Raw genomic sequence first — 22986 nt, 5'->3', positions numbered from 1 at the left:
TTTAATGATTATCGTACTTTTTGTCCATTACAAAACCCTCCATGAATTTCGTAGTATAGTTTCCGGCAAGATAATCTTCGTTATCCATTAATTGTCTGTGGAAAGGGATCGTGGTTTTTACCCCTTCAATATAGAATTCCTCTAATGCACGTCTCATTTTGGCGATCGCTTCCTCACGGGTTTGAGCCGTAGTGATAAGCTTTGCGATCATTGAGTCATAGTTGGACGGAATTGTATATCCTGAATATACGTGGGTGTCCACTCTGATTCCGTGTCCACCGGGGATATTCAATCCTGTGATCTTTCCCGGAGAAGGTCTGAAGTCATTGTAAGGGTCTTCCGCATTGATCCTGCACTCTATAGAATGTAATTTAGGATAATAATTGATCCCCGAAATAGGTGTTCCTGCAGCAAGAAGGATCTGCTCCCTGATCAGGTCATAATCAATTACCTGTTCAGTGATCGGGTGCTCTACCTGAATTCTCGTATTCATTTCCATGAAATAGAAATTTCTGTGCTTATCCACCAGGAATTCAATCGTTCCCACACCTTCATAACCGATAAATTCAGCGGCTTTTACCGCTGCATCACCCATTTTCTCACGAAGTTCATCTGTCATGAACGGAGAAGGGGTTTCCTCGGTTAGCTTCTGGTTTCTTCTCTGTACAGAACAGTCTCTTTCAGAAAGGTGGCAGGCTTTACCAAACTGGTCTCCTGCAACCTGAATTTCGATATGTCTTGGCTCTTCGATCAGTTTTTCCATATACATGCCTCCGTTTCCGAAAGCGGCAACAGCTTCCTGAATAGCAGACTCCCAATGGTCTTTAAGGTCTTCGGCTTTCCAAACAGCTCTCATCCCTTTTCCACCACCGCCGGCAGTAGCTTTGATCATTACCGGATATCCTGTTTCTTCAGCAATTTTTACAGCATGCTCGTAGGATTCTATCAAACCGTCAGAACCTGGTACACAAGGCACACCGGCTGCTTTCATGGTAGCTTTGGCATTGGCTTTGTCTCCCATTTTCTCGATCTGTTCAGGGGTAGCACCAATAAATTTGATGTTGTTCTTCTGACATATTCTTGAAAAATTAGCATTTTCAGATAAAAATCCGTAACCCGGGTGGATGGCATCAGCATTGGTAATTTCGGCTGCTGCAATAATGTTAGGAATTTTAAGGTAGGAGTCTTTACTCATAGCAGGCCCAATACAGACCGCTTCATCTGCAAATCTTACATGAAGGCTGTCTTTATCGGCAGTAGAATATACTGCTACGGTTTTGATCCCCATTTCTTTACAAGTACGCAGAATACGCATTGCAATTTCGCCACGATTGGCTATTAATATTTTTTTGAACATCTTACTTTAATTTGAAAATTAGATAATTTGAAAATTAGATAATGTTGTTTGAATGTAGCACAAAGTCTAACATCTAATGTCTAACATCTAACTTCTAAATTAAGATGGATCTACTAAGAATAAAGGTTGGTCATATTCTACAGGTGTAGCATCATCTACCAAAATCTTAACAATTTTTCCGCTGATCTCAGATTCGATCTGGTTGAATAATTTCATGGCTTCAATTACACAAACTACTTTACCGGCAGAAACTTCATCACCTACATTGATAAACACGTCTTTATCAGGAGATGGTTTCCTGTAGAAAGTACCAATCATAGGAGACTTGATTGCTACATATTTGCTATCATCAGAAGCAGCTTCCGTTTTTTCTACAGGAGCAGAAGCAGCGGCTGGAGCAGTCTGTGCAGGAGCAGCAACCTGTTGTGGAGCGGTATGGTAAACAGGGGGTTGGGCATACGTTACTTCACTTCCGGCCAATGGAGTTTTAATAGTGATTTCGAAATCTTTTGTTTTGTATTTTACCTCTGATACTTCAGCTTTAGACACAAACTTGATAAGATTCTGTATGTCTTTAATGTCCATAAATTTGATATTTGATTTTGTCCAAAGATACCAAAAAAACATAAAAACTAACAAAAAACCACTCAATTTTATCAAAATTGAGTGGTTTTTGTATCAAAATAAGGCTTTTTAAAAAAATGCCTCTTAGTTTTCTTCAGTAGTTTCAACTGCTTTTTCCAATACTACTTTACCTCTGTAGTATAGTTTTCCTTCATGCCAGTGAGCTCTGTGATAAAGGTGTAATTCACCAGTTGTTGCATCTTTAGCCAATTGAGGAACTACAGCTTTATAGTGAGTTCTTCTCTTATCTCTTCTTGTAGACGACTGTCTTCTCTTTGGATGTGCCATTTTGTAATAACTTTTTTAATTTGATGAGCGATGAGATTCATCATCTCATCATATTAATTATTTTAATTTTTATCTTTTAATTTTTTTAATGCGTCCCACCTCGGGTCACTATCATGTTCTTCCTCTTCAATATCCTTCGGGCTGAATTGATCAAGAATTTTCAGATCTTCTTCGCTTACGTCAGGTGATATCTTTTTCATGGGTATGGAAAGTGCCACGTTTTCATAAATCAGTTGTGCCGTATTGAAAGCATGGTCTGTAGACGGAATGGTAATTACCTCTTCATTGCTGTCATCATACTCCTCTCCAAACTTTACTAATACCCTGATCTGGTTTTCAATGGGATGATCGAACTCTTTATTGGTGATATCACAAATCAATTCTACTGTCCCATGTATTTTAATTTCAAATTCTAAAAAAGTAGTGTGTTTATCAAGTAAAACATCAACTGCGATTCTAGGATTGGTAAATTCCTGATCAGTATCAAATAATTGAAAGAACGTTTTATCTATCTCAAATTTGAACTTGTGCCTGCCGTTTTTTAATCCGGAAAAGCTTATGTCATAGTTTCTTAACTTGTCCATAAAATGAGTGTGCAAAAATATGCATTTTTTTTATAATTACAAATAAAATTCCCAACAAATTACTTAAAATTCGTTTTAACGGTTCAGGCTTCGTTTTCTTCAGGCAGATCTTCGTCTATTCCATTATCTGCTGCCATTTTCCTCGGCTGCAGGCGGTTGTTCATAAGGTCGCTGTATTCAGTCCTGTTTTTGAAGATTTTGATAGCAGCGAAAATAGCTTCGGTAAAGCTCTGTTCATCTGCAATGTTCTTCCCGGCGATATCATAGGCAACCCCGTGATCAGGAGATGTCCTGATGAACGGTAAGCCGGCAGTATAATTTACCCCCTCTTCATAAGCAAGTGTTTTAAAAGGCGCCAGGCCCTGGTCATGGTACATCGCCAGAACAGCATCGAAGTTTCTGTATTTATTAGGCTGAAAAAAACTGTCAGCAGGAAAAGGCCCGAAAGCCATGACTCCGTTGTCTGAAAGCTCCTTAATAGCAGGCGCGATGATTTCGATCTCCTCATTTCCGATCACCCCTCCGTCGCCGGAATGCGGATTCAGACCCAATACGGCAATTTTAGGCTTCTGAATACAGAAATCTTCAATCAAGGTCTGGTTTAAGATCTTGATCTGTTTTTTTATTTTCTCTTTGGAAATATTCTCAGCTACCTTAGCAATCGGGATGTGATGAGTAGATACCGCTACCTTCAGGTCTTCGGTTACCAGAAACATTAATCCTTTTTTACCAAATTTTTCTTCGAAATATCCTGTATGTCCTGCATGCTTGAACCCCATTTTTACCATTTCATCCTTATTGATCGGTGCTGTTACCAAAACATCAATATCACCTTTCATTAAGGCTTCGGTTGCTGCTTCTAAAGAATCAATGGCCATTTTTGTAGATTCTTCCGTTGGAGTGCCAAGTTCCACATTCACATTGTCTTTTACAAGGTTTACCATGTTCAGTTTTCCGCCTTGTGCCTGTGATGCTTCGTTAATGTAATTGAAATTTGAGTTGAGTTTAAAAATATTTTTCTGATAGGTGAAAAGTTTTCCCGAACCAAAAATTACCGGTGTGAAAAAATCTGTAATAGTTTTGTCTTTCAGGGACTTCATGATGATTTCCGGGCCAATTCCGTTAAAATCACCGATTGAAATTCCTACTCGTACCTTATGGTGTTTTGGGCTCATTTTGATTATCTTTGAAGATTAGTTTACAAATTTAGCAAAAATAATATGTTCACAGGAATTATTGAAGCAGTTGGAGTGATTGAAAAGATAGAAGAGAACGGAAGTAATATAGATTTTACTTTAACCTGCCCCTTTACTCAGGAGTTGAAAATTGATCAGAGTCTGGCTCATAACGGCTGCTGTCTGACGGTTGTTGAGATTAAAGGAGACCAATATGTGGTTACTGCTATCAATGAAACATTAGAAAAGACCAATCTCGGAAAATGGGAGACCGGAAGCGTTGTAAACCTTGAGCGCTGCATGAAGATGGACGGAAGGCTGGACGGTCACATTGTGCAGGGGCATGTAGATAAAACCGGTGAGGTCGCAGGAATTGAAAATAAGGACGGAAGTTATTATGTGACCATTCAGTATGAGGATAGCGGGGATTTTGTTACGGTTCCGCAGGGCTCAATTACCGTGAACGGGATCAGCCTGACGGTAGCGAAAAGTGAAGACACCCGGTTTTCTGTGGCTATTATTCCCTACACCTGGGAATTCACCAATATGAAATATCTGAAGGTCGGAGATAAAGTAAACCTGGAATTTGATATTATTGGTAAGTATATTGCTAGGTTAATTAATAAACAGAATGTCATTAAATAAGTATAAAGGATATAGCCTTAGAAACCGTGTGTTTTTTGGCTTTTTGCTGGTCTGCCTTTTAAGTGTTGCTGCTTCTTCACTCGTTCCGTACTTTGTTCTGAGAAATAATTCTTTAGCACAGAGCAGAATAGATATGCAGGATAAAACCACTGCGGTGATGCGGTTTCTTGATTACGCGGTCAGCCGGTCCCTTGTCGAAACCAAAGACCTTCCGGATGTTCTGGGAAATAAAATTTACGAAATAGCGGATATCAATAAGCATAAGATTGTTATCTATGATCTGAAAGGGAACTATCTGCTTTCCAGTACGGAGAAAAATCCTACAGAAGAGAGAAAAGTCCCCCTTAAGATTGTTAATAAGCTTCTGTCTACCAATGCAAGAGTAGATACTACGGGTTATGATAAAACTAAGGATGCAACACTAACGTCATCTTATATGATCTTGGAAAATAATGCCCTGGAGCCCATTGGGATTGTTTATATTCCTTTATATCATGATGAGTCCGCATACTTTGATGTCCTTCATAAATATATTAAATATATTCTCCTGGTCGATATTTTCCTTATTCTGCTGAGCATCTGGATGAGCTGGGTTACTTCTAATAACCTGGCGAAAACAATTACGAAGTTTTCTGATATGATCACAAGGATTACTCTGTTTGAAAATGAGCTCAGGCCTATAAGGTACTATAAAAATGATGAGCTCAATGCTTTGGCGAGGGCTTATAACAGAATGATCCTCCAGATCCAGGATCAAAAGGAAAGGCTCCGTTTCAAAGCATCAGAGGAGGCATGGAGAGAGATGGCCAAGCAGGTGGCCCATGAGGTTAAAAACCCTCTGACTCCTATGAAGCTTACGATCCAGAATTTTGAAAGGAAATTTGATCCGGAAGACCCGAATATCGTAGAAAAAGTAAGGCAGATGAGCAAAACAATGGTAGATCAGATCGATCTCATTGCTACGGTAGCTTCAGCATTCTCTGAATTTGCCAAACTTCCTGAAAAAAATAACGAAGTGATTAATCTGAATACCGAGGTTGAAGATATTCTTAGGGTATTCAATGATGACAGCATTTTCCTGCATACCAATAAGAATAACATCATGATCAATATGGACAGGATCTACCTTTCCCGGATCATCACCAATCTTGTTACCAATGCGAAACAGGCTCAGAGTGATGAAAGAAAACTGATCATCAACGTAGATGTAGAGCAGCACCAGAGAAGAGTAATGATCTCAGTTCAGGACAATGGGATCGGTATCCCGGAAAGTATCTATGAAAGGATTTTTGAGCCTAATTTTACTTCAAAAAGCAGTGGAATGGGGCTGGGGCTCTCTATGGTGAGAAAAATGGTAGAAGATTATAAAGGAGAGATTTCTGTGAAATCAGAAGTGGGGAAAGGTTCAACGTTCACCATTACATTGCCTACCAATCTATAGTGAAACCCTTTAAATTTAAGAAATTTGAGATCCGGCAGTCTAAAGACGTTTTCCGCGTAGGGACAGACGGCGTACTTCTTGGTGCTCTGGCTCATGTGGAAGATGCAGTTGAAGTATTGGAAGTAGGTACAGGCACAGGGCTTATCTCACTGATGCTTGCCCAAAGGAATTCCAAAGCGGAATTTTTAGGAATAGATATCAATGAGAATGCTGCGGGTCTCGCTCAGGATAATTTCGAAAATTCTGATTTTGGATTTAGGATGAAAGCAATTCTGCAAGATTTTAAGACATTTGAAACCTGTGAGAAATTTGATCTCATTGTTTCCAATCCGCCTTATTTTGAAGAATCCGGCTCGGGTAAAGATAAAATTGCAAGGCAGGCTGTTGAACTGAATTTCAGGGAATTAATATCAAAATCTGCAGATCTGCTTTGTGAAAAAGGAATTTTATCGGTCATTATCCCCGTTGAAGCCGGAGATTATTTTATTGAAACCGCCCGGGAAAACCATTTGTTCTTACGCTGCAGAATCAATATTAAAGGAATTGAACATTCAAAAATAAAAAGACTGATCCTTGAGTTTTCTCCCCACGAAAAACTATTGAAGGAATCAGAATTCATCATAGAAAAAAGTCCGAGAAAATACTCGGACCAATATCTTGAACTCACTAAGGAGTTTCATGTTTTTGGCAAAACCTGAGATTAAAGGCTAGATGTACGAAGTATTGGAATCCATCTGAATTTCTTAATCTCTGAATTTTATTCAAATAATTCCGAGGTATCTAGTACGGAAACTTTTCCGTCTTCGCATCGTATAGCTTCTCCCGGGAAATTCTGGATCATGTGATAATCGTGAGTGGCCATTACTACGGCAGCTCCATTTTCTAAAGCAACCTTTTTCAGCAAGGTCATGATCTCGTTGGAAGTTTCAGGGTCCAGGTTTCCTGTAGGTTCGTCTGCCAGAATAAGATCCGGGTGATTTAATAATGCCCTTGCAATGGCAACACGCTGTTGCTCTCCTCCTGAAAGCTCGTGAGGCATTTTATGCTTTTTGCTTTTCATGTTCACGCTTTCAAGAACCTCATTGATGCGTTCATCCATTTTTGCTTTGTCACTCCATCCGGTTGCTTCAAGGACGAATTTCAGATTTTTCTCTACCGTTCTGTCGGAAAGCAATTGGAAATCCTGGAAAACAATCCCCAGTTTTCTTCTGAGGTTGGGGATATCAGAGGTTTTCAGTTTAGCCAGATCAAAGCCTACAACGTCTCCGTGTCCTGATGCCAAAGGAATATGCCCGTATAATGTCTTTAAAAGTGAGCTTTTTCCGGAGCCTGTTTTCCCGATGAGGTAGCAGAATCTTCCTTTCTTGATGTTGAGGTTAACGTCAGAAAGAACAGTGAAGTTTTTTTGTGCGATTTTTGCGTGCTGTAAACTTATGATATTATCTCCGGAGATATGGGTATGTGGCATAATTCAATTTTAAAATACTATTTCTAAAACGATTTTCATTCAGATTTTAAAAATAGAAAAAAGAAACTTAAGGAACCTAAACTTTAGTAAATTTTAACAACAAAAAATGCCTGAAAAACTTCTTTTCAAGCATAGTTTGTATATGATAATTCAAGAAATTATCTCTTAGCGCGTGCAGCACTTACAGTTAATCTCTTTCTGCCTTTAGCTCTTCTCGCAGCCAAAACTCTTCTTCCATTTGGCGTAGACATTCTTTCTCTGAAACCGTGTTTGTTTCTTCTCTTTCTTTCTGATGGCTGGAATGTTCTCTTACTCATTACTATATATTTAAATCGTAATTATCTATTTATTTTTCAGGTTGCAAAGATATGGATTTTTTTAAAAGTTGCAAACTTTAAGCGTCTTTTTTTGAAAATTATCCGAAATGTTTTTTCACGGGGCATTTCCTAATCCCGGTCATAAGCACAGCGTTCCCGATTGAAAAATAATGCTAATGATTTATTTAAAAAGTCTATCTTTGGAACCTCAAATTTAAACAAAAATAAACATATTATGATGTTTACACCTGCGGAACTTTTGGAGATCAATGCCCTTCTCACACCTGAAAATAGGATAGTTATTCTTACGCACTATAATCCGGATGGAGATGCTATTGGTTCAAGTCTGGGGTTGAAACATTATTTACAGGCAAAAGGGATTCATGCCGATGTTATCGTGCCGAACGATTTTCCGAAATTCCTGAAATGGATGCCCGAAGCAAAAAAAGCTATTATAGGAGAATATAAAAGGAAAGTAGCGTTTGATCTCATCAATGAAGCCGATGTTATTTTTTGTCTGGATTTCAATTCTTCGGCAAGAATAGGATTATTGGGAGACTGGTTGGTAAGAGCCCGCGCCAAAAAGATCCTTATTGACCACCATCAGCAGCCGGAGGAATTTGATTATGTATATTCTGATACCGTTATCCCGGCCACTTCACAGATGATCTATCATTTCATTGAAGCAATGGATGATGAAAAGCTGGTGAATAAAGATATGGCAGAATGTCTTTATACCGGGATCATGACCGATACAGGCGGTTTCCGTTTCCGATCCACAAGTGCCACTACACACAGGATTATTGCCAATTTAATTGAAAAAGGAGCAGATCCTTCCCTTATTACTTCCAATACATGGGATACCAACACCGTTTCCCGCCTTCATCTGCTGGCTCTGATCCTGGGCAGGATAGAGGTGGTGAATAATGTGGCGGTTTTATATCTCACAAGGGACGAACTGAAGGAATATGGTTTCCAGAAAGGAGATACGGAGGGATTTGTAAATTACGGGCTTAGTATTGTGGGCGTAAAAATGTCTGCGTTCTTTATGGAAGACCTGTACGAAGACTTTATCAAAATATCTTTCAGGAGCAAGGATGATGTGGATGTAAACCAGTTTTCCAGAAAATATTTCAATGGAGGCGGGCACATTAATGCAGCGGGAGGCAAATCTTACGAGTCTTTACAGGGAACTATTGAAACTTTCCGGGCCAGGGTAGAGGAATTTGTGGAAGAGTAAATTGTAAAAAGGCAAAATTGCAGAACTGCAAAATCGTAAATTTGTTGGATAAAAATCAACAGCATGTTTGTCATTCAGAGCGGAATGAAATGGAGCGTGGAATCTAAGCTGTATTATTATGCAGCTATTGAGATTTCTACAGAATGACAAACATAATGCAGCATGATCTACAAAAAATAAAAATCAGAGATTTAAGCAGGCTAAATATTCGCTTTTTTATATCCTTTATCTTCCAGTTCTTTACAGGTGTATTCATATACCTCTTTGAACATCTCATCCAGGTTTTTTTTATTAAAAAGGCTGAATTGTGTCATTTTAGGAGGATCCAGGAAAATATCACAGGATTTTGCTTTGGAATAAACCGATTTGGCGATCGCCAAATGCAGGATCCTGTCAAATTCTTTCATCAGGCTCATATTCTGAAGCGCATCATAGCTTATCGAATTCACATGCGAGCCTATTAAAAAATCGCATTTGTCAATGATCGGCTCAATAGGAAGGTTGTCCAGAACACCGCCGTCTATATACAGTTTTTCTCCTATTCTTACAGGAGAAAGAACAAAAGGAACACTTGAAGACGCCAAAAGAGGAAGAAAAAGCTCTCCTTCGGAAAAAAAATCAACAATCCCGTGAGTCATTTCCGTGGCAGCAACATATACGGGAATCTTTAAAATACTGAAATTGTCTTCCGGAAAATGATCTTTGAAGAGTTTAAGGATGAAATTAGAACTGAAAATACCATTTTTTGAAAGCCTCAGATAAGACCGTGAAAAAAATGTCGTTTGTTTCACGATTTCCATCATTTCATCAGGCGTTTTTCCGAAAGAGTAAAAAGCAGCAATGATGGAGCCTGCGCTTGTACCGGAAATAATATGCGGCTTCAGATCATATTCTTCCAGTGCTTTCAATACGGCAATGTGGGCGATTCCCCGCATTCCGCCTCCGGAAAGTGTAAGCCCGATTACCGGTTTCTTTTTTTTGAAAGAAAAAAGCCCCATACGTGTATTTTAGAAGATCAGGTTTTTAGGCATATTGTGAAGAAGCTCGGTATTGATGATCTCTGCGCAGATCGCTGGTTTTTCCCAATGGCCGTTATGCCCGCAATCCAGGACATAAGACTTGACATTTGTCCTGTCCGGCAGATTCCTGATTGTATTTTCTGTTTTTACTGCATTATCGTGTTTACCGGCCAAAATCAGGATTTTAGCCTCAAGGTTTTCTAAAATATGTTTTTTATCTGTTCTTTCCACCATGCCTTTTACACAGGCTAAAGCTCCCATATTGTTTGTGGAAAGAGCGATTTCTAAAGCGGTTTCTATTTTTCCCTCCAAGATATCCCGTTCATTGGGATTGAACAGATTTGGGATCCCGGCTTTGGCATAATGGGAAAATGCATCCTGAATAATCCTGTAGCTTTTGATCCGCTGCTGTCTTTTTTCATCGTCATCAGGGAAATACGTGGAGAAGAATAAGGTTAAACTTTTGAGCATATCGGGATATTTTTCGGCGAAAGCCAGTGAAGTGTAACCTCCCATGGAGTGACCCAATAAATGTATTTTATTCAAATTCTGATCATCCAGAACTTTTTTCACCTCATCGGCCATAAGCTCCATCGTATGAACTTCTGCTAAAATTTCAGATTGTCCGTGTCCGGGCAGGTCTATTTTTAAAAGGGTGAAATTTTCAGAAAGATGCGGTTCCATATCATCCCAGATGGAAATGTTTTCCATAAAGCCATGCAGCAATACCAAAACCTCTTTTCCGTTTCCTTTTCTCTCGAAATTCAACATGATCCAGAAAATTAAAAGTGAATATCAATATAGTCTACAAATCCTGAGCCGTTTACCATATCCTGAAGCCGCCAGCTTTTTCCGCCGTCTTTGGACAGGAATGTTCTGGTTCCTTTTCTGCTGTAAGGTTTTCCGTTGTCATTTTCGGAAATGCTCTCGCTGATCGTTCCCGTAAAATTCATATGCTTGTCCGAAACGACTTTCATATAGCCGTCAATAGTTATACGATCTTTCCCGGACTTTATACCTCCGGAGATCTGATAGGTATCTCTTTCATCATCTATTTTCCTGAAGTTGACAGAACCTGCCTGTTTGATCAGATTATGGGTGAATTTGTGATCTCCGTTAAAGTCCTTAAAGCGGTTTGTGCTGTTTTTTGCGCTGATGCTGTCATTCATTTTGATCCTGACAGCATTGATGGAATCGATTATTTTTGCACTGTCTGCCTGGTTTTGTATGGCTTGTGCTTCTTTCCTGGAACACGAAATTAAAGTTGCAATAGCAAATAATAGGGTTAAAAGTTTTTTCATACCAACATTCTATCTCTCAAATTTAAATAAAAAAGAGCATTTTAAAATGCTCTTTTTTCTATTTTGTCAGTTCATCGTAGACTTTCTTTTCCCAGGGTTTGATGTCGGTAATACCGTAGCGCTCTTTTTTGGCAATAGCGATATTATCCAGCATATCAACAAAGTTATCATAACTGGACTCATCCGTAGGTTTTATGATTACTGTGAAGTTTTCTTTTTTCGGGGCTTTATTATAGGCTTCAGCAATAATTTTTGGGATCGTCATTCCGTTGAAACTGGTTTCTTTCAGGTTGCTTGTATTTAATTCGTTTGAATTACTTTGATGATAGAAAATGCGATTGTCTTTTCCGATAATAAAAGTAACCTGATTTTTTTCATCAATTACTTTTGTTGGAGCGGGGCCTTTAGCCGGCAGTCCCAGATCCATGATGTTGGGTTTGGTAAAATTGGTGGTAAACATAAAGAAAGTGATCAGTAAAAAACCTAAGTCCACCATGGGGGTCATATCAATGCGGATCAGTTTCTTTCTTTGTTTGCTGCCTTGTTTCTCTTGTGCAATTACTTCAGCCATAATTAATATTTTTAAATGTTAAACGGTATCAGGAGAAAAATGAATATTTGGTATTTATTCAAATGAATCCATACAAAGTTTATACCTAAAATTTGAAAACATCAATAAAAATTAAAATTTATTCAATGTCTGGCATAAAAAAACCTTATGAGGTTTTGTTTTCATAAGGTTTTATAATATTTTAAGAGTATCTGTTATTTTTTTATGATCAGCTTTTCAGATAAAATGATCTTTCCTTTATGTTCTGCCTGAAGAACGTATGTGCCATTAATTAATTGGTTAACAGGTACAGAAACTTTTGTTTCATTATATTTTTGAGAAAACAGTTTTTTTCCGGAAATATCCGTAAGACTTATGGTTGTTTCACCGGGAAGGCTATTGAGATAAACAAAATCTCTTGCCGGATTGGGGTAAAAGGAAATTAAATTGTTTTTAACTTCTGAGATTCCCAAAGTTGTAGGATATGCTAATTTTACTGCCCAATAATCAACTTTTCCATTGCCAGAGGAAGCAGTATATCCTCCAATTATAAATCCTCCGTCACTTGTTTCATGGATACCTACGGGCTCATCTCTTGCAGCTCCACCCAATGTATTCTCCCATTGAAGGGTTCCGGAGCTGTTTAATTTTATTATCCAATAATTAGTCCCGTGAAGATTGGACCAGGGGTATTCATTAGAATATCCTGCAACTATATATCCGCCGTCAGAAGTTTGCCGGATACTCATAGCTATATCTTCGTTACTTCCGCCATAAGATTTTTGCCATTGAATATTTCCGGAAGAGTCTGTCTTTACGATCCAGTAATCGCTGTCACCGTAATTTTGAGTAACATCACCATTGATCGAATTGCTGGATCCTGCAATGATGTAGCCCCCATCTGCGGTTTGATTGAGATCCATCGCATAATCTGTGCCGCTTCCTCCAAGACTTTTTTGCCATTGAATATTTCCTGAAGAAGTAAGTTTTACGATCCAAAAATCATCCCCGCCATGATTTCCTGTCACATCTCCATTATTGGAGTTAGACCAGCAGGAAATAATAAAGCCGTTATCTGCAGTTTCCTGAATGCCTTTTAAACTTTCCTGGCCACTTCCTCCCAAAGTTTTCTGCCATTGAAGATTACCCAGAGAGTTTAACTTCAGTATCCAAATATCACTTGCTGAGTCTCCTGCAACTATATATCCGCCATCAGCAGTCTGCCAGATATCCCGGGCATAATCTTCCAAGCTGTTTCCATAAGTCTTCTGCCATTGCATATTGCCCAAAGAGTCTAACTTTAAAATCCAATAATCAGACGCACCTTGATTTTCTGTAACATCACCATCTATAGAAAATGTGGATCCTGAAATGATATATCCGCCATCAGAAGTCTGTTTAATGCTTAAACCCCGATCATCACTGCTTCCTCCGAAAGATTTTTGCCACTGTACAGCGCCAGAGGAATTTAGCTTTACAACCCAACAGTCTTCTCCACCATGATTTCCGGTAATATCATTATCTGTTGAGTTTGAAAATCCCACCATAATATAACCGCCATCTGTTGTTTTCTGAATATCCTGGGCATAATCAAATTCACTTCCTCCTAAAGTCACCTGCCATTGGATATTTGGAGCCTGTGCAAAAAGTAAGTGGCTATTGAGAATGAAAAGTAGAAAATAAAATATTTTTTTCATATGTGTTTGAATTATTTTTTGCGTAAAACTAATCCTTTTCTCTAAAATATGAATGAACTTAAGTTAAGCATAAAAAAACCTTATGAAGATAAAATCCCATAAGATTGGTACATCTTCTGAAAAATTGATGATTGCATGATGAGTAAAAAATAAAACCCCATACTTCATGAAGTATGGGGTTGATCAGTAATACTAAAATACTTTACTTATTTTTCTTGTAATAATTGACTCCGCATTCCAGGAATTTCCTGAAGACTGCTTTGTCGCTGTTGTATCCTTTGAAAAGCGGGTTAATAACTCTTCCATCCGGTGTTACCAATACATATACAGGCTGTGTATTGTCATTGAAGTTGACCTCTTGGAATAAGCTCCACCGGTCTCCGATGGTTTTTACTTTTCTGATCTGTCCGTCATTTACCTTGATCTTTGTCTGTTCTCCTTCAGGAAGTTCCTCTTTGTCATCAACATAAAGGGAGGCCAGTACCACATCATTCTGAAGGATCGGTAAAATATCGGGTTCACTCCAGATAAATTCTTCCATTTTCCTGCAGTTCTCACAGCCATAGCCTGTAAAATCGATCAGGACGGGTTTATCTTCTTTTTTAGCAACTTCAATGGCTTTAAAGAAATCATGTTCAGGGTGCATGCCGAGAATTCCGTCTTTTTCATCATGGAAGTAGCTTACATTCAGAGGAGGCAGGATTCCGCTTAATAATTGAAGTTTTGGACGGTCTGATGGAATCAATCCTTGGATTAAATATACTACAAACCCAATTCCCAGTACACCCAGGATTTTTCTTGTAAGAGAGATCTTTGGTTTTTTATCATCATGCGGGAATCTGATCAGTCCGAATAAATAGAGTATCAATCCTATAGTAATGACGATCCATAAAGCAATGAAAAGCTCTCTCTTTAATAAGAATGTTTTGGAAACCAGATCTGCTTTTGACAGGAATTTTAAGGCCAAAGCCAATTCTACAAAACCTAAAACTACCTTTACGGTATTCATCCATCCTCCGGATTTCGGAAGGCTTTGTAAGGCTTGTGGGAATAAGGCCAGAAGCCCGAAAACAATGGCCCAGGCTAAACCAAATCCGGCTAATGCGAAGGTCAGCAGCATAGGAATATTAGCGGAACCTGTAATGGCGCTTCCCAACAAACTTCCCAAAATAGGGCCTGTGCAGGAGAAAGATACGATAACCAGAGTTAACGCCATGAAGAAAATACCGATGATCCCGCCGGCTTCTTCGGCTTTTGAAGATTTATTGGCGATAGAGCTTGGCAGTGTGATGTCATAATATCCGAAAAAGCTTCCCGCAAAGAACAGGAATATGATAAAGAATACAATGTTCAGCCATACGCTTGTAGAGATCTCATTGAAAATATTTCCTGCAATCCCGTCGATCAGATGGAAAGGAAGGCTCAGGAGAACGAAGATCAAAAGGATGAAAAAACCATAGATGAACGCATCTCTTTTGCCTTTTCCCTTGTTTTTATTCCCTTTGGTAAAGAAAGAGACCGTCAAAGGGATCATTGGGAATACACATGGCGTCAGCAAGGCAATTAAGCCTCCGATGAATCCCAAAAACAGGTAGGTTAAGTAATTTTCATCCACTTTTTCAGAAGCAGTACCGCAATCTGTTAATGGCTTTTTGAAATCTAATGTTTCTATTTTCAGCTGTTTCGGGTCCAGTTTTGGAGTTTCCGTAATTGTAATTTCTTCTTTTACCGGACTTTCTACAGTGGTTTCTATTGTTTTTGCCGAATCTTTTGTCTCTTCACTGGTTTCAGCTGCAGCTGCTTCCGGAACGCCTTTTGGGGTAACCTTTTGATTGAATTCTAAGGTATTCGGGGCTAAACAAACCCTGTCATCGCAAGTCTGGTAAGTAATTTCAGCTATTATGTCAGCAGGTTTGGCAGGATCTTTTAATTTGAATTTTTGCTTAAAGCCAGCCGCGTTGGAATAATAGATGATCGTTCCGCCGAATGCTTCGGAAAACTCTTCATGTTTTTTTCCTGTTTCTGTAAATTTTCCGATCAGTTCTATATTCTTTCCTGAAACTTTGTATTCTGTCGGGATTCCGGTGTCGGGCGGAAGGTCTTTGGAATAAATATGCCATCCGCTTTCCATGGTAGCATTCAGTACGGCTTCATACTGGTTGTTGCCCAGATCGTTAACGGTGAATTTGAATTTGACAGGATTTTTTATTTGTGCATTGATTCCTGAGCATAAGAATAACAGAATTAATAAAAACCAGTTTCTAAATTTCATTTTACTTTTCATTAAAAATTTTGAGAATATTTTTCGTTTTCTCATCCTTTGCATATCGCCTGTCCTGTCTGAAAGGGACAATCCCGAGAACAGTATTGTTACTGTCAGCCAGTATCCACGTTTTTTGCTTCGCTAAAATAGATAATTTTTCGTCCCTAAAAAACTTAGAAACTTTCTTTTTCCCCGAAAAACCTGAGGGAAAAAATACATCGCCATCCTGCTGCCTTCTTAGCCGCAAAGGGAAGCGGAGTTTGTCGGCATCGAAATCCCATTCAAAGCTCTTATTGATTTCGTCAATGTCTTCAATAGCATCTTTCAGATTGATGTTGGTCCGGTTTTCGGAGAAATCAAAATTTTTGATCAGGATTATTTCATCCCTGGTTTTGTTTTCTTCATTTTTACGGATGAAAATAAGCTCATCCCTGTCAACCATCAATTGATAATCCGTAGAAAAAAAAGAACTCCCGGTTTCAGCTTTAAAAATTTTAGGAATTTCCTCTTCCTGATCGAAGCCGTACCGTTTTAAAATCTCAAATTTGACAAAATCACTTTCCTGTTCTAATTTTTCTTTGGATAAAATTTTATGGTACGGATTAAATACCGAAAGCTTTTTCTCGGTTTCCTGAATCTGTCCTTCTATAAAATCCCTGGCCTGATTCAGATAAGAAGAGCTTTTTTTAAAATTTTCTAAAAAATGGTCATTGACCTCCAGTAATTTTGGAACAATTTCATTTCTGATTTTATTCCTTAAATAATCATTCTTTTGATTGGAAAGGTCTTCCCGGAACTCAATCCTGTTCTGCTTTGCGAATTGGTAAATGTCTTCTTTTGAAAAATATAAAAGCGGTCTTAAAATATTATTATCATTAGCCGGAATGCCGGATAAACCTTTGATTCCCGATGCTTTTGAAAGATTGATGATGAATGTTTCCAGTTGGTCATTCAGATGATGGGCCGTCACTAAAAATTCAAGATTTTCTTTTCTACATATCTCTCCGAAAAAACGATACCGGAGCTCTCTAGCCCAAAGCTGAATAGAATTTTTTGGTTTTTTGTCCTTTTCTGAAACCTCGTAAATATGAAGTGGAATTTCATTATTTTCACAGAAATCCTCTACTGTTTTCTGATCAAGATCCGAATCTTTTCCACGAAGTTTATAGTTGATATGGGCAATCTGAAATCTTAACCCTAAAACATGAAAAAGATAAGCCAGAACCATAGAGTCCACACCTCCGCTCACCGCTAAAAGATAAGTATGATCTTCAGGTGAGTCTGTAAGATTTTCTAGTTGGTTCTTAAAACTTGATTTTTCCAACATGGAGGCTGAGAATTTCTTTTACGCAAAGATAGTCCATATAATTAAAATGAATTTTCCTACCTTTGACTTCATCTAAAAATGATTATTTATGAAGATTTTTAAAATTCTGGCAGTTTCTGCAATGGTGTTGGGAATGACATCCTGTATAAGTAAAAAGCAGTATGATGCATTGAGTTCAAATTACAAACAGTGTATTGAGAATATAGGGGAAAGACAAAGGGAGATTCAGGACCTAAAGTCTCAGAATTCTGCACTTACAGGGGAAAATAATTTATTGAAAAGCCAGCACGATGCTTTAAAATCATCGCTGGACGCCTGTTTGGCAAATACCGGGAAAAGTTCTGCTAATATTGATAAGCTTGTAGGGGAGATCAATGCTTCCAATTCGTATATTAAGCAGCTTATCTCCAATAATGCTAAAAATGACAGTCTCAATCTGGCGTTATCCAACAAGTTGAAGAGATCTTTGGATAATGTAACGGATGAGGATGTTCAGGTAAAGGTACTGAAAGGGGTTGTAATGATTTCGCTTTCGGATAAGATGTTATATAAAACCGGTGATTATAATGTGTTACCTGCCGCTCAGGAGATCTTGGGCAAAGTGGCCAGAGTGATCAACGATTATGATAAATATTCAGTATTGATCGAGGGTAATACGGATAATGCTCCTTTGAGTTCTGCGAACTTACCAAAAGACAACTGGGATCTTTCTGCATTGAGAGGTACGGCAGTTGCTAAGGTATTGCAAACCCAGTTTGGAGTAGATCCTTCAAGAATAACAGCAGGAGGACGTTCAGAATACAATCCTAAAGCTACCAATATGAGTGTTTCAGGGAGAGCAGAGAACAGAAGAACGGAGATTATCATTATGCCTAAGCTTGATGAATTTATGAAACTTATGGATATTGCTCCGGTTAAAAAATAAAGGATTTGTTTTTATATTCAAAGTTTCGGCTCTGCTTTGCAGAGCCGAAACTGTTTTAAGGCCTCATATCTTTTATTTCAACATGCACGTTTAATACTAAAACGGTAGCTTAAAGAAGCAAAAGATAATATGTTAAAAAAATAATCCTGGAAATTTCCAGGATTATTTTTTAATCAAATTAATTCTTCTTTTTTGATCAGAGAAATAATTCGTTGAAAAAATGAATTGGATATTTCTGTTTTTTTTTCAGGAGAAGAAATGTTCTTCTCAGTTGAGGATCTGTTCGTTTTCTTTTTAATAATTTTTTTATCATTCATCTCTTTTGTATTTATCCTCTCTCGAGATTAGTGTGGTACAAATATATCCCGGAAATCAGTAAAAATATATCCGTGTTTTTACGGTATTTTTAGAATAAGTTTTTTTGGCATCCGATAGATTTGGTTAAATTTGAATAAGAAAACCGAGTACAATGAGCTTTTTTGAAGAAAAGAATCCGGAAATGGACCGGTATCTGGAAAACCATGCTTCTTCTGAACCTGAGATCCTGAAAAAATTAAGAAGAGAGACCTTTCAGAAGACCACACAGCCGCACATGATCTCCGGATACCAGCAGGGCAGGCTGTTAACCATTATCTCTCAGATGATGAGGCCTGAAAATGTACTGGAGATCGGTACTTTTACCGGATATGCAACATTATGTCTGGCAGAAGGGCTTTCTAAAAATGGAAAAATTATCACTTTGGACATCAATGAAGATCTGGCCTATCTTCCGCAAAAATATTTTGAAGAAAGTGAATATGCAGGCCGTATTCATTTTAAATTGCAGGATGCGAAAGAGTTTTTAAGAGAAACCGATGAGGTTTTTGATCTGGTATTTATAGATGCAGATAAAGAAAATTATGTGGAATATTTTAAGCTGATCAAGCCGAGAACAAGATCGGGATCAGTGATTATGTTCGACAATGTCCTGTGGTACGGGAAAGTTCTGGAAGAAGATCCAAAGCAGAAATCCACCCGGATTATTAAAGAACTTAATGATTTGATCTCAAAGGATGAGGATTTTGAAAATCTTATTCTACCTTTGCGGGATGGAGTGAACTTTCTCAGAAGAAAGTAATTAAAAGATTTAAACATTAGAAAATTAAAAGATTTACCACATCTGATTTTTTAATCTTTAAATCATTGAATCTTTTAATAGATAATTTAATGAATAAAGGAATTTGTATAGTTACGGTAGCGCCCGTTCGTGCGGAGAGTTCTGATAAAGCGGAAATTGTTACTGAGATATTATTTGGTGAAAGTGCGGATATTCTGGAAGTCAATAAGAACTGGACCAGGATAAAGATGCATTACGACGGTTATGAAGGATGGATGGATACAAAACAGATCAGGCCTGTAACAGACGAAGAACTTGCTAACAGGAAAGTGACCATCATCACGGAAGATTTTTCTTCGGTAATCATGAATGACGGCAAAACACTTTTATCCATGGGTTCTGAAGTGGAATTTCCGGCTGTTGCATCAAGACGAAGCCATGATGTGAGGGAAAGTATTGCTTTAACGGCCAGAGAATTCATCAACGTTCCTTATCTGTGGGGTGGGAAAAGCTTTTTTGCCGTAGATTGCTCCGGTTTTACACAACTGGTCTATAAGATCCATAACATTAAATTACCAAGAGATACTTATCAGCAGGCTGAAGTGGGGGAACCACTGAGCTTTGTTGAAGAAAGCCGTCCGGGGGATCTGGCCTTTTTTGAGAACCCTGAAGGGAAGATCATCCACGTAGGAATTATGCTTGAAAATCAAAAGATCATTCATGCTTCCGGGAAAGTAAGGATCGATACATTAGACTCTACAGGCATCTTTAATAAAGAGATGAATAAACATACCCATAAACTGAGAGTGATTAGAAGTGTCATTCAGTAAAACTGAAAATGGTTTCCAGAATATTATTAGGCATTAATATAATACTCCTCATTTTTATCTGGGGATTTACAGGATTGAAATATGGAGAACTGCCGGAGATCATTCCGACTCATTTTAATTCCTATGGAAATATAGACGGTGAAGACCATAAAAAAATGATCTGGCTCCTTCCATCCATAGCAACGTTTATTTTTTTTGTGCTGATTGCTGTTACAAAAGATCCAAGATCTCCCATGCTGAACATACCGGATAATTTCCGGGATAAAAAAACACTGGAACTATTTTCATATACGATTCTCATCCCCATTCTGTTATTATTCTGGGACATGCTTATTGAAACCGTTTTAATCGCTCAGGGAAGAATACAGGCACTCAGCAACCTCGCTTTTGTCCTGTTGGGTTTTCTGTTCCTTACCCTTGGGACCTGGGTATTTATCATGATCAGAAAAGGAAAATCTGCAAACCCTTATTAACCCCCTTCAAATGATAGTTTCAAAAGAAAATTCCGAACACTATATCTGGGGCAGCCAATGCGACAGCTGGGTTTTAAGGGATACCGGGAATCTTTCTGTAAAACAGGAAAAAATGCCGCCGAATACTTCTGAAAAGCTGCACTTTCATGATCATGCAGAACAATTCTTTTATATTTTAAAGGGACAGGCAGTTTTTTGCGTAGAGGATAAAAAAATTATATTAAAAAAGGGTGAAGGAATTTCAGTTTTGCCAAAATCGAAACATTGTATTTCCAATGAATCAGCAGAGGATGTGGAGTTTTTGGTGATCTCCAATCCATCAACAAATAATGACAGAGTTGAAGTTTAAAAAATAATCCGGATGTCTTTCTTTTATAATATATTTGTCAGCCTTCTCATCTTCGGGATGAAAGTCTTTGCTTTGTTCAATGAGAAAACCAGAAAAGGAATTGAAGGAAGAAAACAATCTTTGAATCTGGTAAAATCGGCCTTTTCGGGATCGGATAAGATCATCTGGATGCATGCTGCGAGCTTGGGAGAATACGAACAGGGCCTTCCGGTCCTGGAAAAATTAAAAGAAGAGTTTCCGGATCATAAAATTCTGATCACGTTTTTTTCTCCTTCAGGATATGAGAATGTAGTTAAAAAGAAACATATTGCTAATGTGGTATGTTACCTGCCATTCGATAAAAAGAGTATAATCAGTGAATTTACTTCACAATTTAAGACCGAACTGTTTTTTACAGTGAAATACGATTACTGGTATCATCTTCTTGATGCATTAAAGAAACAGAATGTAAAAACTTACGTTATTTCTGCTTTATTTTATGAAAAGCAGGCTTTTTTTACTTTCTACGGAAAGTGGTTTGTGAAACAGCTGCAGAGCAATATAGACTGGTTTTTTCACCAAACCTCACAGTCTCTTAATTTTGCCAAACTTATTGGCCTTATAAAATCTTCCGTAGCTGGAGATACAAGATTTGACCGGGTAAAACAGCTCAGGGAACGCAATAATCATGTAAATTTCATTAAAGAATTTATTGGAGATGAAAAAGTGATTGTTTTCGGAAGTTCATGGCATGCCGAAGAGAAGATCTCCGAAGAAATTTTTCAAAAAGATCCCGATGCCAAGATCATTATGGCTCCCCACGATCTAAAAAGAGTGCAGCATTTGAAACAGATCTTCCCCGATGCACTGTTATATAGCCAGATATCAGATTATCATCCATTGTTGAGTAATCATCGTTTATTGATCATCGACAGCATCGGATTATTATCAAAATTATATTCTTACGCGGATATTGCCGTTGTAGGAGGAGGTTTTCATGAAGCAGGCCTGCATAATATACTGGAAGCTGCAACTTTCGGGGTTCCTGTAGTATTTGGAAGCCATTACAGAAAAAATCCGGAAGCTGACGAACTGATCTCAGCCGAAGGTGGTAAATCTTTCGGAAGAGAAGGTGAAGCTGCCAACTTTGTACTGTTTCTCCTCAATGATGACGAAACATTAACCGCGATGTCCGGGAATGCCCGGAAATTTGTTGATGGAAAACCCAACTCTACAGAGATCATTATCCATAAGATCCTGAAAAATATTGATCCTAATTAAAAAACTTTGAATACTTCATAAAGCCGTTGAGTGCCCAGTTGGCCGTATAGTATAAAGATCTGACGGTAGAAAATCCCATAAAATCCTTATAAACCAGATACTGGTCTTTGATAATGTTCTTTTTCTTCCTGGATACACTGTTCTCACGCATTCTGTATTTGGCAAGGGTCTGTTTTACAGGATGTCCTTCCGGTATTTCCTTAAGAAGGTTCAGCCACATTACATGATCTTCACGCTTGCTTTTTACGGGGAATAAGAATTTACCCACTCTTTTTGTATCATACATGGTGGAGACCGGTGCCAGCCTGCAGGTTTTTAAAAGATTGGAGAAAGTAACCACCTTATCTGCTAAAAAATCTTTCAATATGGGCTCCAGCTGTTCATTACACCTGGAATAGTTACAATAAACAAGTTCCACCTGGTGTTCCTGCATATAATTGGTCATTGTTTCCAGGTAGTTCGGGTACCAGTAATCATCAGAATCCAGAAAAGCAATATATCTTCCCTGCGCCCTTTCCAGGCTATTATTTCTTGCATTGCCTGCACCGCCGTTTTTCTCAAGGACCTGAAGCTTTATCCTCGGGTCATTGTATTTCCTGATGATCTCAACGGTATTATCTTTGGAAAGGTCATCACTGATCAGCCATTCCCAGTTCTCATACGTCTGGTTCAGGACAGATTGTATGGTCTCTTCAATAAATTCAGCCGAATTATAGCAGGGGGTGATAATAGATACAAGGTCTTTCATTCGTGTTCT

Annotated in this window: 25 protein-coding genes; 10 read left to right on the top strand and 15 right to left on the bottom strand. The window is 38.3% G+C overall.

Features of this window, described 5'->3' with window-relative positions:
* Position 1 precedes the first annotated feature (1 nt).
* From accC to pdxA, 5 genes are all read right to left on the bottom strand, one after another.
* Positions 2-1357 (bottom strand): acetyl-CoA carboxylase biotin carboxylase subunit, encoded by a 1356-nt coding sequence (gene accC / locus HNP38_RS14390; protein ID WP_184190725.1) that lies wholly within the window; start codon positions 1355-1357, stop codon positions 2-4.
* A gap of 99 nt (positions 1358-1456) precedes the next feature.
* Positions 1457-1942 (bottom strand): acetyl-CoA carboxylase biotin carboxyl carrier protein, encoded by a 486-nt coding sequence (gene accB / locus HNP38_RS14385; RefSeq protein WP_184190723.1) that lies wholly within the window; start codon positions 1940-1942, stop codon positions 1457-1459.
* A gap of 123 nt (positions 1943-2065) precedes the next feature.
* Positions 2066-2269 carry a 50S ribosomal protein L32 gene (gene rpmF / locus HNP38_RS14380; protein WP_100075768.1) on the bottom strand — a complete coding sequence of 68 codons (204 nt, stop codon included), beginning with the start codon at positions 2267-2269 and terminating at the stop codon, positions 2066-2068.
* Positions 2270-2331: 62 nt separating this feature from the next.
* A complete protein-coding gene (locus HNP38_RS14375; protein ID WP_184190721.1) occupies positions 2332-2853 on the bottom strand; it encodes a YceD family protein in 522 nt (173 codons plus the stop codon).
* An 83-nt stretch (positions 2854-2936) separates the two neighbouring features.
* The gene (gene pdxA, locus HNP38_RS14370; RefSeq protein ID WP_184190718.1) at positions 2937-4028 is read right to left on the bottom strand and encodes a 4-hydroxythreonine-4-phosphate dehydrogenase PdxA; all 1092 of its coding nucleotides are present in this window, start codon (positions 4026-4028) and stop codon (positions 2937-2939) included.
* A gap of 45 nt (positions 4029-4073) precedes the next feature.
* Between pdxA and HNP38_RS14365 the strand changes: the two genes are divergently transcribed.
* From HNP38_RS14365 to HNP38_RS14355, 3 genes are read left to right on the top strand one after another with little or no spacing between them, the layout of a single operon-like run.
* Positions 4074-4673: a riboflavin synthase gene (locus tag HNP38_RS14365; protein ID WP_184190716.1), complete on the top strand. Its 600-nt coding sequence runs from the start codon at positions 4074-4076 to the stop codon at positions 4671-4673.
* Complete coding sequence (locus HNP38_RS14360; protein ID WP_184190714.1) at positions 4660-6114, top strand: sensor histidine kinase; 1455 nt, start codon at positions 4660-4662, stop codon at positions 6112-6114. Before HNP38_RS14365 ends, HNP38_RS14360 begins: the two co-directional genes overlap by 14 nt.
* The gene (locus tag HNP38_RS14355) at positions 6114-6812 is read left to right on the top strand and encodes a tRNA1(Val) (adenine(37)-N6)-methyltransferase (protein WP_184190711.1); all 699 of its coding nucleotides are present in this window, start codon (positions 6114-6116) and stop codon (positions 6810-6812) included. Before HNP38_RS14360 ends, HNP38_RS14355 begins: the two co-directional genes overlap by 1 nt.
* A gap of 59 nt (positions 6813-6871) precedes the next feature.
* Here the strand turns inward: HNP38_RS14355 and HNP38_RS14350 are convergent, their stop codons facing one another.
* Together HNP38_RS14350 and rpmH are read right to left on the bottom strand one after the other, a co-directional pair.
* Positions 6872-7582: a cell division ATP-binding protein FtsE gene (locus tag HNP38_RS14350; protein ID WP_184190709.1), complete on the bottom strand. Its 711-nt coding sequence runs from the start codon at positions 7580-7582 to the stop codon at positions 6872-6874.
* A gap of 158 nt (positions 7583-7740) precedes the next feature.
* Positions 7741-7899: a 50S ribosomal protein L34 gene (gene rpmH / locus HNP38_RS14345; protein WP_002976260.1), complete on the bottom strand. Its 159-nt coding sequence runs from the start codon at positions 7897-7899 to the stop codon at positions 7741-7743.
* Positions 7900-8137: 238 nt separating this feature from the next.
* On the opposite strand from rpmH, the gene HNP38_RS14340 reads away from it, so the two are divergent.
* On the top strand, positions 8138-9139 hold the full coding sequence (locus HNP38_RS14340; protein ID WP_184190833.1) for a DHH family phosphoesterase: 1002 nt from the start codon (positions 8138-8140) through the stop codon (positions 9137-9139).
* A gap of 200 nt (positions 9140-9339) precedes the next feature.
* Here the strand turns inward: HNP38_RS14340 and HNP38_RS14335 are convergent, their stop codons facing one another.
* The 7 genes from HNP38_RS14335 to tilS form a co-directional block, all read right to left on the bottom strand.
* Positions 9340-10137: a patatin-like phospholipase family protein gene (locus HNP38_RS14335; RefSeq protein ID WP_184190707.1), complete on the bottom strand. Its 798-nt coding sequence runs from the start codon at positions 10135-10137 to the stop codon at positions 9340-9342.
* A 9-nt stretch (positions 10138-10146) separates the two neighbouring features.
* On the bottom strand, positions 10147-10929 hold the full coding sequence (locus HNP38_RS14330; RefSeq protein ID WP_184190704.1) for an alpha/beta fold hydrolase: 783 nt from the start codon (positions 10927-10929) through the stop codon (positions 10147-10149).
* An 11-nt stretch (positions 10930-10940) separates the two neighbouring features.
* Positions 10941-11459, bottom strand: a complete 519-nt coding sequence (locus tag HNP38_RS14325) for a hypothetical protein (protein ID WP_184190702.1) — start codon at positions 11457-11459, stop codon at positions 10941-10943.
* Between the two features lie 58 nt (positions 11460-11517).
* Positions 11518-12030, bottom strand: a complete 513-nt coding sequence (locus HNP38_RS14320; protein ID WP_184190700.1) for a biopolymer transporter ExbD — start codon at positions 12028-12030, stop codon at positions 11518-11520.
* 194 nt (positions 12031-12224) lie between these two features.
* Entirely contained in the window at positions 12225-13706 is a 1482-nt protein-coding gene (locus tag HNP38_RS14315) for a T9SS type A sorting domain-containing protein (protein ID WP_184190698.1), read from the bottom strand.
* A gap of 202 nt (positions 13707-13908) precedes the next feature.
* Positions 13909-15978 (bottom strand): protein-disulfide reductase DsbD family protein, encoded by a 2070-nt coding sequence (locus tag HNP38_RS14310; protein WP_184190696.1) that lies wholly within the window; start codon positions 15976-15978, stop codon positions 13909-13911.
* Between the two features lies 1 nt (position 15979).
* Positions 15980-17296, bottom strand: a complete 1317-nt coding sequence (gene tilS, locus HNP38_RS14305) for a tRNA lysidine(34) synthetase TilS (RefSeq protein WP_184190694.1) — start codon at positions 17294-17296, stop codon at positions 15980-15982.
* 88 nt (positions 17297-17384) lie between these two features.
* Between tilS and HNP38_RS14300 the strand changes: the two genes are divergently transcribed.
* The 6 genes from HNP38_RS14300 (at position 17385) to HNP38_RS14275 (ending at position 22229) form a co-directional block, all read left to right on the top strand.
* Positions 17385-18221, top strand: a complete 837-nt coding sequence (locus HNP38_RS14300; RefSeq protein ID WP_184190692.1) for an OmpA family protein — start codon at positions 17385-17387, stop codon at positions 18219-18221.
* Positions 18222-18690: 469 nt separating this feature from the next.
* A complete protein-coding gene (locus HNP38_RS14295) occupies positions 18691-19338 on the top strand; it encodes an O-methyltransferase (protein WP_184190690.1) in 648 nt (215 codons plus the stop codon).
* Between the two features lie 89 nt (positions 19339-19427).
* Positions 19428-20147 (top strand): C40 family peptidase, encoded by a 720-nt coding sequence (locus tag HNP38_RS14290; protein WP_184190688.1) that lies wholly within the window; start codon positions 19428-19430, stop codon positions 20145-20147.
* An 8-nt stretch (positions 20148-20155) separates the two neighbouring features.
* Positions 20156-20620 (top strand): DUF1648 domain-containing protein, encoded by a 465-nt coding sequence (locus HNP38_RS14285; RefSeq protein WP_184190686.1) that lies wholly within the window; start codon positions 20156-20158, stop codon positions 20618-20620.
* Positions 20621-20630: 10 nt separating this feature from the next.
* Positions 20631-20969 carry a cupin domain-containing protein gene (locus HNP38_RS14280; protein ID WP_184190684.1) on the top strand — a complete coding sequence of 113 codons (339 nt, stop codon included), beginning with the start codon at positions 20631-20633 and terminating at the stop codon, positions 20967-20969.
* 12 nt (positions 20970-20981) lie between these two features.
* Positions 20982-22229, top strand: coding sequence for a 3-deoxy-D-manno-octulosonic acid transferase (locus tag HNP38_RS14275; protein WP_184190682.1), 1248 nt, complete (start codon positions 20982-20984; stop codon positions 22227-22229).
* On the opposite strand, the gene HNP38_RS14270 is transcribed toward HNP38_RS14275, so the two are convergent.
* Positions 22222-22977: a glycosyltransferase family 2 protein gene (locus tag HNP38_RS14270; protein ID WP_184190680.1), complete on the bottom strand. Its 756-nt coding sequence runs from the start codon at positions 22975-22977 to the stop codon at positions 22222-22224. The genes HNP38_RS14275 and HNP38_RS14270 overlap by 8 nt on opposite strands.
* Between the last annotated feature and the right edge of the window lie 9 nt (positions 22978-22986).

The organism is Chryseobacterium defluvii (genome assembly GCF_014204415.1).
Lineage (GTDB): Bacteria > Bacteroidota > Bacteroidia > Flavobacteriales > Weeksellaceae > Chryseobacterium > Chryseobacterium defluvii_A.
This window is presented reverse-complemented; position numbering and strand designations above follow the sequence as displayed.

Bases quoted from the DNA above. Each gene is read 5' to 3' on its own strand.
- accC (WP_184190725.1), bottom strand. From the start codon at position 1,357: ATGTTCAAAAAAATATTAATAGCCAATCGTGGCGAAATTGCAATGCGT.
- accB (WP_184190723.1), bottom strand. From the start codon at position 1,942: ATGGACATTAAAGACATACAGAATCTTATCAAGTTTGTGTCTAAAGCT.
- rpmF (WP_100075768.1), bottom strand. From the start codon at position 2,269: ATGGCACATCCAAAGAGAAGACAGTCGTCTACAAGAAGAGATAAGAGA.
- HNP38_RS14375 (WP_184190721.1), bottom strand. From the start codon at position 2,853: ATGGACAAGTTAAGAAACTATGACATAAGCTTTTCCGGATTAAAAAAC.
- pdxA (WP_184190718.1), bottom strand. From the start codon at position 4,028: ATGAGCCCAAAACACCATAAGGTACGAGTAGGAATTTCAATCGGTGAT.
- HNP38_RS14365 (WP_184190716.1), top strand. From the start codon at position 4,074: ATGTTCACAGGAATTATTGAAGCAGTTGGAGTGATTGAAAAGATAGAA.
- HNP38_RS14360 (WP_184190714.1), top strand. From the start codon at position 4,660: ATGTCATTAAATAAGTATAAAGGATATAGCCTTAGAAACCGTGTGTTT.
- HNP38_RS14350 (WP_184190709.1), bottom strand. From the start codon at position 7,582: ATGCCACATACCCATATCTCCGGAGATAATATCATAAGTTTACAGCAC.
- rpmH (WP_002976260.1), bottom strand. From the start codon at position 7,899: ATGAGTAAGAGAACATTCCAGCCATCAGAAAGAAAGAGAAGAAACAAA.
- HNP38_RS14340 (WP_184190833.1), top strand. From the start codon at position 8,138: ATGTTTACACCTGCGGAACTTTTGGAGATCAATGCCCTTCTCACACCT.
- HNP38_RS14335 (WP_184190707.1), bottom strand. From the start codon at position 10,137: ATGGGGCTTTTTTCTTTCAAAAAAAAGAAACCGGTAATCGGGCTTACA.
- HNP38_RS14330 (WP_184190704.1), bottom strand. From the start codon at position 10,929: ATGTTGAATTTCGAGAGAAAAGGAAACGGAAAAGAGGTTTTGGTATTG.
- HNP38_RS14325 (WP_184190702.1), bottom strand. From the start codon at position 11,459: ATGAAAAAACTTTTAACCCTATTATTTGCTATTGCAACTTTAATTTCG.
- HNP38_RS14320 (WP_184190700.1), bottom strand. From the start codon at position 12,030: ATGGCTGAAGTAATTGCACAAGAGAAACAAGGCAGCAAACAAAGAAAG.
- HNP38_RS14315 (WP_184190698.1), bottom strand. From the start codon at position 13,706: ATGAAAAAAATATTTTATTTTCTACTTTTCATTCTCAATAGCCACTTA.
- HNP38_RS14310 (WP_184190696.1), bottom strand. From the start codon at position 15,978: ATGAAATTTAGAAACTGGTTTTTATTAATTCTGTTATTCTTATGCTCA.
- tilS (WP_184190694.1), bottom strand. From the start codon at position 17,296: ATGTTGGAAAAATCAAGTTTTAAGAACCAACTAGAAAATCTTACAGAC.
- HNP38_RS14300 (WP_184190692.1), top strand. From the start codon at position 17,385: ATGAAGATTTTTAAAATTCTGGCAGTTTCTGCAATGGTGTTGGGAATG.
- HNP38_RS14295 (WP_184190690.1), top strand. From the start codon at position 18,691: ATGAGCTTTTTTGAAGAAAAGAATCCGGAAATGGACCGGTATCTGGAA.
- HNP38_RS14290 (WP_184190688.1), top strand. From the start codon at position 19,428: ATGAATAAAGGAATTTGTATAGTTACGGTAGCGCCCGTTCGTGCGGAG.
- HNP38_RS14285 (WP_184190686.1), top strand. From the start codon at position 20,156: ATGGTTTCCAGAATATTATTAGGCATTAATATAATACTCCTCATTTTT.
- HNP38_RS14280 (WP_184190684.1), top strand. From the start codon at position 20,631: ATGATAGTTTCAAAAGAAAATTCCGAACACTATATCTGGGGCAGCCAA.
- HNP38_RS14275 (WP_184190682.1), top strand. From the start codon at position 20,982: ATGTCTTTCTTTTATAATATATTTGTCAGCCTTCTCATCTTCGGGATG.
- HNP38_RS14270 (WP_184190680.1), bottom strand. From the start codon at position 22,977: ATGAAAGACCTTGTATCTATTATCACCCCCTGCTATAATTCGGCTGAA.